At 61.4% G+C, this 15,549-nt stretch carries 15 protein-coding genes; 4 read left to right on the forward strand and 11 right to left on the reverse strand.

Annotated elements, in window-relative coordinates; all coding sequences use genetic code 11:
• Positions 1-211: 211 nt before the first annotated feature.
• From KHQ28_RS20050 to KHQ28_RS20065, 4 genes are all read right to left on the reverse strand, one after another.
• On the reverse strand, positions 212-1,453 hold the full coding sequence (locus KHQ28_RS20050; RefSeq protein ID WP_032419231.1) for an LVIVD repeat-containing protein: 1,242 nt from the start codon (positions 1,451-1,453) through the stop codon (positions 212-214).
• Between the two features lie 101 nt (positions 1,454-1,554).
• A complete protein-coding gene (locus KHQ28_RS20055; RefSeq protein ID WP_002894036.1) occupies positions 1,555-2,619 on the reverse strand; it encodes a sugar ABC transporter substrate-binding protein in 1,065 nt (354 codons plus the stop codon).
• A 20-nt stretch (positions 2,620-2,639) separates the two neighbouring features.
• On the reverse strand, positions 2,640-3,638 hold the full coding sequence (locus KHQ28_RS20060; RefSeq protein WP_002894035.1) for an ABC transporter permease: 999 nt from the start codon (positions 3,636-3,638) through the stop codon (positions 2,640-2,642).
• Entirely contained in the window at positions 3,635-5,137 is a 1,503-nt protein-coding gene (locus KHQ28_RS20065; RefSeq protein ID WP_032419232.1) for a sugar ABC transporter ATP-binding protein, read from the reverse strand. Before KHQ28_RS20065 ends, KHQ28_RS20060 begins: the two co-directional genes overlap by 4 nt.
• A gap of 163 nt (positions 5,138-5,300) precedes the next feature.
• On the opposite strand from KHQ28_RS20065, the gene KHQ28_RS20070 reads away from it, so the two are divergent.
• From KHQ28_RS20070 to KHQ28_RS20085, 4 genes are all read left to right on the forward strand, one after another.
• Positions 5,301-6,389 (forward strand): oxidoreductase, encoded by a 1,089-nt coding sequence (locus KHQ28_RS20070; protein WP_032419233.1) that lies wholly within the window; start codon positions 5,301-5,303, stop codon positions 6,387-6,389.
• A 57-nt stretch (positions 6,390-6,446) separates the two neighbouring features.
• A complete protein-coding gene (locus KHQ28_RS20075) occupies positions 6,447-7,190 on the forward strand; it encodes an SDR family NAD(P)-dependent oxidoreductase (RefSeq protein ID WP_002893908.1) in 744 nt (247 codons plus the stop codon).
• A 183-nt stretch (positions 7,191-7,373) separates the two neighbouring features.
• Positions 7,374-7,676: a type II toxin-antitoxin system RelE/ParE family toxin gene (locus KHQ28_RS20080; protein ID WP_032419234.1), complete on the forward strand. Its 303-nt coding sequence runs from the start codon at positions 7,374-7,376 to the stop codon at positions 7,674-7,676.
• Positions 7,651-8,055 carry a helix-turn-helix transcriptional regulator gene (locus KHQ28_RS20085; RefSeq protein WP_004176911.1) on the forward strand — a complete coding sequence of 135 codons (405 nt, stop codon included), beginning with the start codon at positions 7,651-7,653 and terminating at the stop codon, positions 8,053-8,055. The genes KHQ28_RS20080 and KHQ28_RS20085 overlap by 26 nt, the downstream gene beginning before the upstream one ends.
• Here the strand turns inward: KHQ28_RS20085 and KHQ28_RS20090 are convergent.
• The 7 genes from KHQ28_RS20090 to entC all read right to left on the reverse strand — a co-directional run.
• The gene (locus KHQ28_RS20090) at positions 8,052-8,249 is read right to left on the reverse strand and encodes a YbdD/YjiX family protein (protein WP_002893903.1); all 198 of its coding nucleotides are present in this window, start codon (positions 8,247-8,249) and stop codon (positions 8,052-8,054) included. The genes KHQ28_RS20085 and KHQ28_RS20090 overlap by 4 nt on opposite strands.
• Positions 8,250-8,353: 104 nt before the next feature.
• The gene (gene cstA / locus KHQ28_RS20095) at positions 8,354-10,459 is read right to left on the reverse strand and encodes a pyruvate/proton symporter CstA (protein ID WP_002893896.1); all 2,106 of its coding nucleotides are present in this window, start codon (positions 10,457-10,459) and stop codon (positions 8,354-8,356) included.
• Between the two features lie 356 nt (positions 10,460-10,815).
• The gene (entH, locus tag KHQ28_RS20100; RefSeq protein ID WP_002893892.1) at positions 10,816-11,229 is read right to left on the reverse strand and encodes a proofreading thioesterase EntH; all 414 of its coding nucleotides are present in this window, start codon (positions 11,227-11,229) and stop codon (positions 10,816-10,818) included.
• The gene (entA, locus tag KHQ28_RS20105) at positions 11,230-11,985 is read right to left on the reverse strand and encodes a 2,3-dihydro-2,3-dihydroxybenzoate dehydrogenase EntA (RefSeq protein WP_019705367.1); all 756 of its coding nucleotides are present in this window, start codon (positions 11,983-11,985) and stop codon (positions 11,230-11,232) included.
• Positions 11,985-12,836, reverse strand: a complete 852-nt coding sequence (gene entB, locus KHQ28_RS20110; protein WP_032419235.1) for an enterobactin biosynthesis bifunctional isochorismatase/aryl carrier protein EntB — start codon at positions 12,834-12,836, stop codon at positions 11,985-11,987. The genes entA and entB overlap by 1 nt, the downstream gene beginning before the upstream one ends.
• 13 nt (positions 12,837-12,849) lie before the next feature.
• Complete coding sequence (entE, locus tag KHQ28_RS20115; RefSeq protein WP_023341181.1) at positions 12,850-14,457, reverse strand: (2,3-dihydroxybenzoyl)adenylate synthase EntE; 1,608 nt, start codon at positions 14,455-14,457, stop codon at positions 12,850-12,852.
• A 9-nt stretch (positions 14,458-14,466) separates the two neighbouring features.
• Positions 14,467-15,549, reverse strand: a 1,083-nt coding sequence (gene entC / locus KHQ28_RS20120) for an isochorismate synthase EntC (protein ID WP_211777660.1), incomplete at its 5' end; no start/stop codon positions are given.

A 15,549-nucleotide genomic window follows, 5' to 3' on the forward strand; every position in this document is an offset into this window, starting at 1 on the left:
GCGCCTGTTTCCCTCACCCCAACCCTCTCCCACAGGGAGAGGGAGCCCCCCCTAAAAAAGTGCCATTTTCTGGGATTGCCCGGCGGCGCTGCGCTTGCCGGGCCTACAAATAGCCGCATAACGGTTTGATATTGCAGTCTTTCGTAGGCCGGGTAAGGCGAAAGCCGCCACCCGGCAGACATGCGAGCACAATTTTGCGTTTACCTTACCCTCACCCCAGATACTCAATCACCGATAGCCCGCCGTTGTAATCGGTGCTGTAGATAATGCCTTGCGCATCGACAAACACGTCACAGGACTGGATCACCCGCGGGCGGCCGGGACGGGTATCCATCATTCTCTCAGGCGCAGCCGGGACCAGCGCCCCGGTCTCCAGCGGACGATACGGGTTGGAGATATCGTAAGCCCGCACGCCGGCATTCTGATACGTGGCAAAAATCAGCGTTGAGCTGACAAAGCTGCCGGGACGATTCTCATGCAGGTTATGCGGGCCGAAATGCGCCCCTTTCGCCACGTAATCCGCTTCGTCCGGCGGCGGGAAGGTGGCGATGCTCACCGGGTTGGTTGGCTCGCGGATATCAAACAGCCAGATCAGCTTCTCGCCGTCCTCCTGGTTGTCGAGCACCGCTTCATCCAGCACCACCAGCAGGTCACGATCCGGCAGCGGCAGCGCGGTATGCGTTCCGCCGCCGAACGGCGGGCTCCAGTTGCGATGACTAATCAGCCTCGGCTGGGTACGGTCTTTGACATCCAGCAGCGTCAGGCCGCCGTCGCGCCAGCTGCCGTAGGCGGTATCCCCGGCAATAATGGCGTGATGCAGCGCATAGCGTTTGCCCTGCGGCCAGTCCGGTGTTTCACCGCCCGCCTGGTGCATCCCCGGCAGCCACCAGCGCCCGGCTACTTCGGGCTTACGCGGATCGACCAGATCGATGGTCAGGAAGATGTAGTCGGTAAAACCGTCGATCAGCGCGGACACATACGCCCAGCGCCCGCCGACGTACCAGATGCGGTGAATACCGATGCCGTTAAGCGACAGGAAACTGATTTCCCGCGGCTGCGCGGGAGTGGAAATATCAAAGATGCGCAGCCCGGCGCTCCAGCCCCTGTCCTGCACATCGCTGACCGTGTCGCCCACCGAGCGGGTGTAGTACACCTTCTCATCAGCAAAACGGGCGTCAGCAAACAGATCCCGGGCGTTGATCACCAGCAGCAGATCGTCATGCGCCTGGAGGTGCACGTTCCAGGTGCCCGGCGGCGCGGCAATATAGTTGACGGTGGTGGGCCGGGTCGGATCGCGAACATCGACCACGGAAAAACCCTGCGACACCATATGGCCGATATAGGCGAATCCGCGATGCACCATAAGCTGCACGCCGTCCGGACGACCGCCCTGATCGCTATGGCCAATCAGCCGCATATTGCGGCTGTATTCGGGGGAAGGTAATGCTGACATAGGGGATCCCTCTCGCCCGGTGGCATGGTTTTCCCCCTCTCCCTGCGGAGAGGGCCGGGGCGAGGGCACCAGGCCGCCGCCCACCGCCACCCGGCTTGATTTTATTTGTTCTTCGCTTCCAGCGTCGCGAACCACGGCGCGATAAAGTCTTCGGTCTGGCCCCAGCCAGGGATAATTTTCCCCAGCGACGCCACGTTCACCGCCCCCGGCTGGGCCGCCAGCAGCGCCTGCGGGATCGCCGCCGCCTTGAAGTCGTAGGTGGCTGGCGTCGGCTCGCCGGCGATCTTGTTGGCGATCAGCCGCACGTTGGTCGCGCCGATAAGCTTCGGATCCACCGCCACGCTCACCTTCCACGGGCTGCCGGCCTCGCGCATCAGCTGCAAATCCTGGTTGGAAATATCAATGCTGTAGAGTTTGATCTCGGTGCGGCCATTCTCTTTCAGCGCTTTATAAGCTCCCTGGCTAAAGGCATCCCAGGTGCCCCAGATCGCGTCAATTTTCCCTTTCGGATACTTGGCGAGGATCGCCCCCACCTTGTTGGCAGTGTCGCCCTGCACATCGGATGACACGGCGCCGATCGACTCCAGCTCTTTAATCCCCGGGTTTTGCTTCAGCAGCGTCTGGTAAGCCGCCTGACGGCGCTCCATCGGCGGGAAGCCCGCCACCCACAGCTTGACGATGTTGGCCTTACCGTTGAAGTCTTTCACCAGCTGGCCAAAGGAGAGCTCGGTCAGTGAGGCGTCATCCTGCTGGCTGACCGTCACCCCGGGGATCTCACCGCTTACCGCGGTATCGAACACCGCCACTTTGATCCCGGCGTCCACCGCCTTCTTCACCAGGGCGGTGGAATACGGGTCACGCCCCTGGGAGAGAATAATGCCATCGTATTTCTGGCTGATGGCCTGGTTGACGAAGTCCTGGAATTTGGCGTCATCGCCGTTGCTCAGGAAGGTGCTGATTTTGAAACCGAGCTTTTTGCCTTCCTGCAACGCCCCGGCGACAAACTGGGTGGTGTTATCGTCAGACCCGAGGTTGCGGATCACGGCAATGCGGATCGGGCCGTTGTGTTCGGCAATCGCCGCCGGCACCGGCGTCGGGGCGGTGGCCAGCGCCGCCGTCGACTGCAGCAGACCCAGCGTCATCAGAGAGAGTGCGATCTTTTTCATGCGGTTTACCCTGTAAAATGTTAAGTACGGCGCTGAAAATAGGTCAGTGCCAGCGCGCCAGCCAGGACCAACCCTTTAATAATGTCCATCGCGTAATACGGCACCGAGAGCATCACCAGCCCGTTGGAGAGCACGCCGAGGATCACCGCCCCCACCAGCGTCCCCAGGGCGTTTGGTTTGCCGGAGCCCGCCAGCGAAAAGCCGATCCAGGCCGCGGCCACCGCGTCCATCAGATAGCCGCCGCCGGCGTTGACCTGCGAAGAGCCGATGCGCGAGGCCAGCAGAATGCCGCCGAGCCCGGCCAGCAGCGAGGCAATCACGTATGCTGCGACTTTGTAACGCGTGATCCGCAGGCCGGAGAGCCGCGCCGCCTCCGGGTTGCCGCCGATGGCGTACATCCGCCGTCCGTGGGTAGTGAACGACAGCGCCAGCTGGGCGACCAGCGTCACCACCAGCATGATAATGACGATGGTCGGCACCTGCCCCAGCGCGCCAAAGGCCGCCGGGATAGTACCCTCCGCCATCTCGCCGCTCGGCAGCACCATGTTTTCGGTAATCGACCCACCGTAGCTGTATGTCATTGCCACGCCCTGAATCACAAACAGGCTGGCCAGGGTGGCGAGCATGTCAGGAATGCGCAGCACCACGATCAGAAAGGCGTTAAACAGCCCCACCAGGGTGCAGAGCGCGAGGGTTATCAGAATCGCTTCGGTGGTCCCCAGGCCATGCCAGACAAACAGGGAAATCACCAGCGCGTTAGCCAGCGATGCCGTCGATCCGACGGACAGATCGAAGCCGCCGATGGTGAGGGAAATCGACACCCCAATGGCAATCACCGTCACGATGGCAATCGAGCGCAGAATGTTGATGATGTTGAACGGGTCAAGGAAGTTGTCCGAGGCGAGGCCAAAGACCGCCACCAGCAGCACCACGGTCAGCAACATGCCCCACTTATAGAGAAAATCAAAAAATCGCTGACGGCCCGATACCGTCGCGTTTACTGCCAGGGCCTTGCTCACGCTGCCGCTCCTCCGGTTGAATAATAAAGCAGTGTCTCTTCCCGGGCTTCCGCGCCGGGGATCTCCGCTACGATCCGTCCGTCCCACAGTACGCAGATGCGGTCGCATAAACCGACCAGCTCGGCGAATTCACCCGAGGCATAAATCACCCCTTTGCCTTCCCGCGCCAGACCATCGATCAGCATGAACAGATCGGTTTTCGCTTTCACATCGACCCCTTTGGTCGGTTCGTCAAAAATCAAAACGTTGGCATCACCGCGCAGCCATTTGCCAATGGCCACCTTCTGCTGGTTGCCGCCAGAAAGACGGCGCAGCGTCTGACCGGGACCGGTAGCGCGCACGCCGAGGCGGGCAATCACCTCCTCCGCCCAGCGCCAGGCCTGCCGATGGCCAAACAGGCTCCAGCGCGAAAAGCTGTTATCGGCGCTGACCGCCAGGTTCATCGCGATCGGCTCTTCAATGAAAATGCCCTCTTTGCGTCGCTCCTCCGGGACCAGCGCCAGGCCGCGCCCCACCGAGTCGGCCGGATCGCGCGGTCGCCACGGCTGGCCGTTCAGCTCGCCACGCTGCACCCGGCTTTTGCTGGCGCCGAACAGCGCTTTGCACAGCTCGGTTTTGCCCGCGCCGGCCAGCCCGGCGATACCAAGAATTTCCCCCTTCCGCAGGCGCAGCGAAATATCCTGCAGCAGCGCCTCATCATGCAGACCGTCAACCTGCAACAGCACCTCTTCGCCGTGCGGCGGGCGCGGCGGCGGGAAGATATCGCTCAGCTCGTGGCCCAGCATCTTTTCGACGATCTGTTCGCCGCTCAGCGGCGCCATCGGGCCGCTCTCAATCAGCCGCCCGTCGCGCAGCACCGTCAGGGTGTCGCAGATCGCCTTCAGCTCATGGATACGATGCGAAATAAACACCACCCCGATCCCCTGATGCTGCAGACGGCGTACTACCGCAAACAGACGCTCACTTTCATGCTGATCCAACGGCGCGGTGGGTTCATCGAGGATCAAAAAGCGGCAATGGTGCGACAGGGCGCGAGCCAACAGGATTTGCTGTTTTTCGGCGAGCGTGCAGCTGTCAATGGAGCGCCGGACGTCCAGCGCCACGTCCAGCTGCGCCAGCGCCTCGCGCGCCAGCTGCCGAACCCGCGACCAGCGGAAGGTCATGCCCGGCTCCGCCAGCCTGTCCAGCATAATGTTTTCCGCAATGCTCAGGCCCGGCACCAGCGCCACGTCCACCTCCTGCTGCACCAGGTGGATCCCCAGCTGTTTAGCATCCCGCGGCGAACGAATGGTGACCGGCTGGCTATTGATCGACACTTCGCCCTCATAGTGGGCGTGGGTGCCGCACAGCACGGCCATCAGCGTCGACTTACCCGCGCCGTTGGCCCCGGTCAGGGCATGCACCGACCCGCCATGGAGGGTAAAGTCCACCTTGTTCAGCGCCTGAAAGCCGGAGAAGGCCAGGCTAATGTTATGCATCTCAAGGCGATTCGCGCTCATCACTGCTCCCGTGCGGCAATTAATCTTCTGATTTAACGAATTTTTCATAGCCGCCGCTGGCTGACAACTGCGTAAAAAGCATAAGATACAACGAAATAATATTAGCCATCTGGATGTCCAGACATAACATCAGGTTAGCCCAACACCCATAAGGACAGCTTCCATGAGCAACAGCGATATCCGCGTCGTGCCCGGCCCGGCCAACTATTTCTCCCATCCTGGCAGCCTTGAGCGGCTGAGCGATTTTTTTAACGCCGACCAGCTCTCGCGAGCGGTGTGGGTCTATGGCGAGCGCGCTCTGGCCGGCGCCGAACCTTTTCTGCCGGCGGCCTTCCACCTGCCGGAGGCGAAAAAGATCCGCTTTACCGGCCACTGCAGCGAACGCGACGTGGCGGGGCTGGTGCAGGCCTCAGGTGACGATCGGGCGGTAGTGATTGGCGTCGGCGGCGGCGCGCTGCTCGACAGCGCGAAAGTGCTCGCCCGCCGCCTGGGGGTACCGCTGGTGGCCATCCCGACTATCGCCGCCACCTGCGCGGCGTGGACGCCGCTGTCGGTGTGGTACAGCGACGCCGGACAGGCCCTGAATTTTGAGCTCTTCGATGACGCCAACTTCCTGGTGCTGGTCGAGCCGCGCATCATTCTCAATGCCCCGGCGGAGTACCTGCTGGCGGGCATTGGCGACACCTTAGCCAAATGGTATGAGGCCGTGGTGTTGGCGCCGCAGCCGGAGGCGCTGCCGCTCACCGTGCGGCTGGGGATTAACGGCGCGCAGGCGATCCGCGATGTGCTGCTGGCCAGCAGCGAAACGGCGCTGGCGGACCAGCGCCGCGGCGATCTGACCCAGGCGTTTCGCGATGTGGTGGAGGCGATTATCGCCGGCGGCGGGATGGTTGGCGGGCTGGGGGAACGTTACACCCGGGTCGCCGCCGCCCATGCGGTGCACAACGGACTGACGGTGCTGCCGCAGACGGATAAATTCCTCCACGGTACCAAAGTGGCCTACGGCATTCTGGTACAGAGCGCCCTGCTTGGTCAGGACGATGTGCTGGCGCAGTTAGTGCAGGCGTATCAGCGCTTTAACCTGCCGACCACCCTGGCGGCGCTGGAGGTCGATATCAATAACCGCGCAGAGCTGGACCGGGTCATTGCCCATACCCTGCGCCCGGGCGAGTCGATTCACTATTTACCGGTGACGTTAACCCCTGAGGTTCTGCGCGCGGCGTTTGAGAAGGTGGAATACTTCAGCCGTTAATCACCCCGACCGTCTATACCTAATGATGATGCTCACCACTCTCGCAACGAGGTCATCATGCAGATCGATTTAACAGGTAAGAAGGCGCTGGTTACCGGCGCCAGCCGTGGGTTGGGTCGCGCCATCGCGCTGTCGCTGGCGCGCGCCGGCGCCGATGTGGTTATTACGTATGAAAAATCGGTCGATAAAGCCCAGGCGGTCGCCGATGAAATAAAGGCCCTGGGTCGGTACGGCGAAGCGGTACAGGCCGACAGCGCCAGCGCGCAGGCGATTCAGGATGCCGTCACCCATGCGGCCCGGTCCCTCGGCGGGCTGGACATTCTGGTCAACAACGCCGGAATAGCCCGCGGCGGTCCACTGGAATCCATGACGCTGGCGGACATTGACGCGCTTATCAACGTCAATATCCGTGGGGTGGTCATCGCCACCCAGGAAGCGTTGGTGCATATGGCCGATGGCGGACGGATCATCAACATCGGCAGCTGTCTGGCTAACCGCGTGGCCATGCCGGGCATCGCGGTTTACGCCATGACCAAGTCCGCCCTCAACGCCCTGACCCGTGGCCTGGCGCGTGATTTAGGCCCTCGCGGGATCACCGTTAACCTTGTCCATCCAGGGCCGACCAACAGCGATATGAACCCGGAAGACGGAGAACAGGCGGAAGCCCAGCGCCAGATGATTGCGGTCGGTCACTACGGCCAGCCGGAAGACATCGCCGCGGCGGTCACCTTCCTCGCCAGCCCGGCCGCCGGGCAGATCTCCGGTACGGGGCTGGACGTGGATGGCGGATTGAACGCCTGATCGCACATTTTCTGCAAGCCTCTGTCGCCCGGCAGAGGCCTTTCCGCGCCGCCTCGACGGGTTGCGTTTTGCCTCTTACCTGCGTTTTTTCTCCGCTCTACAGTACCCCATAAGAAATTCGGAATTTATCTAATAGTCTTATTATTTCCTTATATTTTATGTGGGCGTACAGTGGAGGTACGGATGAAAATTGTCTGGTCAAAAACGGCAGATAAGCAATTTTCTAAAATCGATACTCGGTATAAGAGCCGCATTAAATCCAGGCTGGAGAAGATGGATGATAAAGCTTCACCTATCTCGGATATCAAAAAATTGTCCTCTCCCGAAAACCACTACCGGCTGCGATTAGGTGATTACAGAGTCATCTACACCTTTGGGAATCCGCCGGGCGATACCTGCTACGTCGTGGCGGTTAAACGCCGAACCACCACCACCTACCTTCATGAGGAAGATACCGAATATGACTATTCAGTACATCAAGGATGAAGAAGGAAAAGACCAGTATGTCGTCATTCCTTACAGCGATTACTTTCGTATGCGCCTGGCTCTGCTGGAGTACGACGACGAGGATGAAAGCGACTGGGAAGATATTCCTTATGAATCAGATATCTATGATGACGTCATGCTGCCGGGCGAAGTATGCGACGTGATGCATAAAGAAAACGTCAGCCTGCAGGCCGCGTGGCGCATCCTGCGCGGGATGTCCCAGCAGGAGGTAGCCGAAAAGCTTGGCATCAGCCAGTCCGCGGTGTCACAGCTGGAAGCGCTGGACTCCCGTCCGCAAAAGCGCACCCGCGAGAAGCTGGCGGCGATTTACGGCTGTACTCAGGAGCAGATCAGCCTCTATCTGCCGAAAGAGGGTTAACAGCACTTCGCCCCGCCCTTGCCGCCGTAGCGCGCGTCCTGGCGTTCGCGAAAGAACTCTTCATAAGTCATCGGCGTCTGATCCGGGTGGGTTATTCGCATGTGCTCGACGTAGTTATCGTAATCCGGCACGCCGATCATCATTTTGGCGGCCTGGCCTAAATATTTTCCTGCTTTGGAGAGGGTGTCAAACATAAGTCATTTCTCTTTTGTATCCCTCACCCCGAGCCTCTCCCAAAGGGAGAGGGAGGATCGGAAATGTAGGCCGGGTAAGGCGAAGCCGCCACCCGGCACACCGGTTAATGCGCCCCTTTCGCCTGGGTCTCAATCGCGTCCAGGTTTTCAGGCATTGGCTCATACGGCGTCTCTTTCGCCGTCGGTTTATCCTCTTTCAGCGCCGCCAGCGCGGTTTTAATCGAGAACAGCGCCAGCACCACCACCACGATCATAAAGAAGATGGTCAGCCCGGCATCGAGACGGTTGTTAAACACCAGCTGCGCCAGCTGTGATTCGGTATATTGCGGCGGAATGTTGCCGCTGTCGATCATCGCCTGGAATTTATTGGCGATCGCCAGGAAACCGACTTTGGTGTCCGGGCTAAACGACTTCTGCCAGCCGGCGGTCAACGTACAGATCAGCAGCCAGCTGGTCGGCAGCAGCGCCACCCACGCATAGCGCTGGCGTTTCATCTTGAACAGGACCACCGCGCAGAGCATCAGCGCCATCCCCGCCAGCATCTGGTTGGCAATACCGAACAGCGGCCATAGGGTGTTAATCCCGCCCAGCGGATCGACCACCCCCTGATGCAGGAAGTAGCCCCAAGCCAGGACGCACAGCGCGGTCGCCAGCAGGTTGGCCGGTAGCGAGCTGGTTTTTTTCAGCCCCGGGCTAATCACGCCCAGCAGATCCTGCAGCATAAAGCGCGCCGCGCGGGTGCCGGCGTCAACCGCCGTCAGGATAAACAGCGCCTCAAACAGAATGGCGAAGTGGTACCAGAACGAGACATCCATCAGTCCGCCCAGCGAGCCGTGCAGGATGTAGGCCATCCCCACCGCCAGCGTTGGCGCGCCGCCGGCGCGGGAGATAATCGACTGTTCGCCGACCTCGCTGGCGATTTGATGCAGCGTATCAGGCGTAATGCTAAAGCCCCAGCCGCTCACCACCTGCGCCGCCGAGGCGACCACATCGGTGGTACCCGCCGGCGCCAGCACCGCCATCGGGCTGTTCATCGCGAAGTAGACGCCCGGATCGATAATACAGGCCGCCACCAGCGCCATAATAGCGACGAAGGATTCCATCAACATGCCGCCGTAGCCGATAAAGCAGGCCTGGCTTTCGTTGGCCAACATTTTCGGCGTGGTGCCGGAGGAGATCAGCGCATGGAAGCCGGAGACCGCGCCGCAGGCGATGGTGATAAACAGGAACGGGAACAGGTTGCCGGTCCATACCGGGCCGGTACCATCGACGAACTTGGTCAGCGCCGGCATCGTCAGGGTCGGGCGCATAATCAGGATGCCAATCGCCAGCCCCACGATGGTGCCGATTTTCAGGAAGGTGGAGAGGTAGTCGCGCGGGGCCAGCAGCAGCCAGACCGGCAGTACCGCAGCCACAAATCCGTAGCCCACCAGGATCCAGGTCAGCTGTACGCCGGTGTAATCAAACCACGGCGCCCAGGTCGGGCTTTCCGCCACCCAGCCGCCGGAGATGATGGCGAACACCAGCATCACCAGGCCTATCACCGACACCTCGCCGATGCGTCCCGGACGCAGATAGCGGATGTAGATGCCCATAAAGATCGCCAGCGGAATGGTAAAGGCGACGGTGTATGTCCCCCACGGACTGTGGGTCAGCGCTTTCACCACAATCATCGCCAGGACCGCGAGGATGATCACCATGATCATAAAGCAGGCCACCAGCGCCAGGACGCCAGCGGTCGGTCCCATCTCCTCTTTAACCAGTTCGCCAAGCGAACGGCCATCGCGGCGGGTCGAAACAAACAGCACCATAAAGTCCTGTACCGCCCCAGCCAGCACCACGCCGGCGAGGATCCAGATCATCCCCGGCAGGTAGCCCATCTGCGCGGCGAGCACCGGGCCCACCAGCGGCCCCGCGCCGGCAATGGCGGCAAAATGGTGACCGAACAGCACTTTTTTGTCGGTTGGAACGTAGTCGAGGCCATCGTTATGCCGCACCGCGGGCGTCATCCGCGTCGGGTCAACGCCGAGCACGGTTTTAGCGATATACAGGCCGTAGAAACGATACGCGATCAAATAAACGCAGACCGCGGCGACGACAATCCACAGCGCGTTTATCTGCTCACCCCGGTTTAAAGCGATATAGCCGAGGGCGAAGGCTCCGATGACGGAGAGCAGCGCCCAGATAAGGTATTTCCCTGAATTATTCATTGTTGTGGTCCACCGGTAGGGTAATCAGGATGTTACATTTTGTTTCTAGATCACAACGCAGAATTTAACAACACCGAAACATCGCAGATGCCGTACACCCACAGAGATTTGTCTCACATTGCTAGCGAGATCACTTAAGGCAGGAAAATGAATGAAAGGGTTACCGTGAACGGTGCCGTTTTTTTTGTCGGGTGGCGGCTAACGCCTTACCCGACCTACAGATCCGTAGTCCTGCTAAGCGCAATGCGAGCAGGGACACTCCCGGAGGGCGGCGCGCTGCGCCTTATCCGGGCTACCCCATTGCGCCGATACGTAGCCCGGCTAAGCGTAGCGCAAGCCGGGGAAACAGCGGCTTCTTAGCCCAGCACCGCGGTGCCCAGACGACAGGTGCAACAGCGCCGCCCCTTCTCGTCATACACCACAATCTCCCAGCTCTGGCTCTGGCGACCAAGATGCAGCGGACGGCACTCGCCGCGCACTTTCCCGCTGGAGACGGCCCGGTGATGGCTGGCGTTAAGCTCAGTCCCGACGACGCACTGCCCTTCTTCGGTCATCAGCCAACCGGCCATCGAGCCCAGCGTCTCCGCCAGCGCCGCGGAAGCGCCGCCGTGCAGCAGGCCAAACGGCTGATGCGTGCGCGCATCCACCGGCATCTCCGCCTCCAGCAGCCCCTCTTCCAGTCGGGTGTAGATGATGCCAAGATGCGCCACCATGGTATTTTCGCTGCTGGCGTTCAGCGCCGCCAGCGTAAGCTCTCGCTTCCAGGCCATTTACGCCCCCAGCGTCGAGCCGCCATCAACCACGATATCCTGCAGGGTGATATGGCTGGCGTGAGAAGAGGCGAGGAACAGAATGGTATTGGCGATCTCCTGCGGGCGGGCGATTTTACCCAGCGGGATGCCGAGCTTAAACTGCTCGCCGAAGCCGCGGATCCGCTGCTGCTCTGCATCGTCGCTGACCCACAGGGTGCGCTGCATATCGGTATCGGTGGAGCCCGGCGACACCAGATTACAGCGCACCCCGCTGCCCGCCAGCTCAAGGCCGACGGTCAGCGCCAGGCTTTTCAGCGCCGCCTTCGAGGCGCCATAGGCGCTCATGCCGATGCGCGGCGTGTGCGCAGCATCGGAGGCGACGGTGACGATCGCCCCGCCCCGCTGGCGACGGAACTGGGCCATCGTCTGCTGAAACAGGTTGAACGCCCCGCCGACGTTGACCGCGAAGGTCTGCTGCCAGTCTTCCGCGCTCAGCTGGTCGGTAGCGCCCATGCGCAGGATCCCGGCGGCGTTCACCAGCACGTCCAGTCGTTCGATGTTGTTGAGCAGCCGCGCGCACAGGTCGCGTACCTGGTCGGCATCGGCGACGTCCAGCGTTTCGGTGGCAAACGGGTAGCTTTCGCCGTCAAAGGCGAGGTCGAACCCGGTGACGTTGGCCCCGGCCTCGACGAAAGCCAGCGCGGTGGCATAGCCAATCCCTTTACCTGCGCCGGTCACCCACACGGTCTGACCGCGAAAATCCAGCGCCGCCATTATTGCACCTCGCGGGTGAGCAGCGCCCACCAGGCGTCGATGGTCGGGTTTTTCGCCAGCATCACGAAGTCGATATCGCCGTGCACTTTGCGCCAGCGGGCGGCCAGGGCCATCATCCGCACCGAATCCAGACCGTAGTCGATTAGGTTTTCATCATCCAGCGGTTCATCGGATTCGTCGAGCAGCGGCAGAATTAGCTCACGCAGCGCCGCTTTGGAGGCTGGGAGCGGTAGCAGCTCTTCGGTCATCACCACGCGGCCGGAGCGGCCGGCGACGTATTTCAGCGCCATCAGGTGCTCTTCTCGGCTGAAATCTGCCAGCGCGTCGGCGACAAAGAACGGTTTGATATCGCGCATGAAAGCATCGGTGGCGGTGGTCATGCAGCCGATATGGGCGTAAACGCCGGTGATGATCAGCTGGTCGCGACCGGTCTCTTTCAGCATCTCCTCCAGCGGCGAGCGATGAAACGCGCTGTAGCGCCATTTCACCAGCACGGTATCGTCTTCATCCGGCGCCAGCGCGGCAATCACCTGCTGCTGCTCCGGCGAGCGGGTCAGACCCGGCCCCCACATATCATTCAGCAGGGCGCGGTCTTCATCGCTCTGCTCTTTCGGCTGGGCGGTGTAGTACACCGGAATGCCGTTCTGTTTGCAGAAGTCGCGCAGGGCGGCGATATTAGCCACCACTTTCTCCATCATCGCGCTGTTTTCGCCCCAGAAGTTGAGGAAATACTCCTGCATGTCGTGGATCAGCAGCGCGGCGCGCGACGGCTCAAAGGCCCAGTTAACTTTGTTCGCCGGAATATCGCTGGCTTCCGGCAGCGCATAAGCCTGTAATTTAGGGATTGCCATTTTCTGTTCTCCTTCAGCCCAGCTTGCCTTCGGCCAGCCACTGACGTAATTGTTTTTTATCGACTTTGCCCACCGGCGTCAGCGGCAGCGCGGCAACGCACTCCACGCGGTCCGGCAGTTTAAATTCCGCCACGCCCTGCTCGCGCAGGAAGCGGCGTACCGCGACGGCGCGCAGCGGCGAGGTCGCCACCAGATAAGCGCAGCTCTTCTCGCCCAGCAGATTGTCTTCGATGCTGACCAGCGCGGCGTGGATCACCGCCTCATGGCGCAGCAGCAGGTTTTCGATCTCTTCAGCGGCGATCTTCTCGCCGCCGCGGTTGATCTGATCTTTTTCCCGGCCCTGGACGGTGATATACCCGTCTTCATCGATCGAAATCAGATCGCCGGAGCAGTAAAATCCGTCGGCATCAAAGGCTTCCGCGTTATGTTGCGGACTGTTGTAATAGCCGCGGAAGGTATAAGGACCGCGGGTCATCAGACGGCCCACTTCGCCGCGCGGCAGCGGGTTGCCGTCGGCATCCGCTACCCACACTTCATCGTCCGGGCACATCGGACAGCCCTGGGTGTTGATAATCCGCTCCGGGCTATCGTTGAGGCGGGTGTAATTTACCAGCCCCTCCGCCATGCCGAACACCTGCTGCAGCTGGCAGCCGATTTCCGCCGGAATGCGCGCGGCGAGGGTCGCTGACAGGCGCGCGCCGCCGACCTGCAGCAGCTGCAGCGATTGCAGCTGGGCGTTGCTGCCCCATTCGTGAATCGCCTGCAGCCACAGGCTGACTGCCGGCGGCACCAGCGAGGCAACGTTGATCTGATGTTGTTCAATCAGCGGGAAACAGAGCGTGGCGCTCGGGTCGGCGGCGAGGATCACCCGCCCGCCGGCGAGGAAGACGCCGAGCGAACCCGGGGAACTCATCGCATAGTTATGCGCCGCCGGCAGCGCGTTGAGGTAGCGCGTTTCAGCGTTAATCCCGCAGATCTCGTTGCTGCGGCGGATACTGTAGTCGTAATCGTTATGGGTGCGTGGGATAAGCTTCGGCGTCCCGGTGCTGCCGCCGGAGAGCTGGAAAAAGGCCACTTCGTCGGCAGGGGTTGGATTGGCGATAAAGTTATCCGCCGGGCGGTTAATCTCCGTCGCCAGATCGCGCTCGCCGCCGTCGTTACGCAACAGTGCGACGCGCAGGGAAGGATGTTCCGCGATAAACGCGTGGAGAAAGCTATCGTCAGCAAACAGAGCGTGCTCGCGATCGGCAATCAGCAGCGCCGGTTTAATCTGCGCGGCGTAGGCATTAAGTTCGCTGCGCTGGTGGCTGAACAAAGCGTTCACTGGCGCGACGCCGATGCGCAGCAGCGCAAAGAAGGTCATGTAAAACTCGGCGACATTGCCCAACTGCACCAGCGCGGTCTCCCCGCGCTTCAGTCCCTGGCGCTGCAGCGAGCAGGCGAGGTTGTCCACCAGCTGGTTAAACTGGCGGTAGCTAATCTGCCGCTCGCCATCGATAATCGCCACGGCGTCATTGTCCGCGTGACGGGTGATCAGATTGGTTAACGGCAGATCCTGCCAGTAGCCTTTTTGACGATAGCGGGCCGCAAACTCTTCCGGCCAACGGGTAAATGCAATCATCCTTGCCTCTTAGTTCAAGCCAAATACGTTAAGCATGGTGGTCAGTTTGACGCCGGTTTCGCGCCATTCGCCCAGCGGCGAGGAGGCCGGAACGATACCCGCGCCGGCAAACAGGCGCAGCGTACGCTGCTGCAGACGCGCGCAGCGGATAGTCACCACCCACTCGCCGTTGCCTTCGTCATCGCACCAGCCGACGATGCCGCCGAACAGCTGGCGATCGAAGGGTTCCAGTTCAGCAATCAGGCGCTTCGCCGCCTGATGCGGGAAACCGCTCAGCGCCGGCGTCGGGTGCAGCAGACAGGCCAGCGACATGGCGTTTTCTTCCGCCAGCGCGGTGCCTGCGATCGGCGTCGCCAGATGCCAGAGCGTCGGGGTGGTAATCAGCTGCGGCGACTCCGGTAGCGACAGCTGACTGCTGCGCGGGCCCAGCACGCTCTTCATCGCCTGGGTCACCAGCTCGTGCTCGTGGCGATCTTTGCCGGAGGCCAACAGCCTGTTGCCTGCTTCCCGATCCAGCACATCGTCCGGCTGGCGACGGGCGGAGCCGGCCAGCGGCAGAGAGCTGAAGTGCTGTCCTTCTTTACGCAGCAGCAGCTCCGGGCTGGCGCCCAGCAGCACGCCGCCGTCGGAGAGCGGCACGTGGAAGTTAAAGCTGGCGGGGTTCTGGGCGATCAGTCGCTCCATCAGCGCGCCGCTGTCGACGCGGTCGCGGGTGGTAATATCGATAAGCCTTGATAGCACCACTTTGTCGACTTCCGGGGTGGCGGTCAGCGCGGCGGCGCGTTCCACCATGGCTAAAAACGCGTCCTGCTCCGGGATCTCCCGACGCTCCACCACCTCCATCGCCTCCAGCGGCGCGGCATAGCGGGCGGAACGCTGCTTTTCCGGGCGAGAGAACGCTTCCCAGCGCTCGGGGATATAGAGCTCGGAAGGCTGACAGGTGTCGAACGGGATAGCCCCGACCATCACCGGCTTGCGGATCCCCGCCGCCCGGGCCTCGGCAAAGGCGGCCGCCATCTGCTGCTGGAACTCGCCGTTCAGCGCATCGCCGCCAACGGCGGGCTGTGAGAAGCGACGGAAGCAGCCTGAAGT

It is taken from the genome of Klebsiella sp. 28 (genome assembly GCF_018223905.1).
Classification (GTDB): Bacteria; Pseudomonadota; Gammaproteobacteria; order Enterobacterales; family Enterobacteriaceae; genus Klebsiella; species Klebsiella pneumoniae.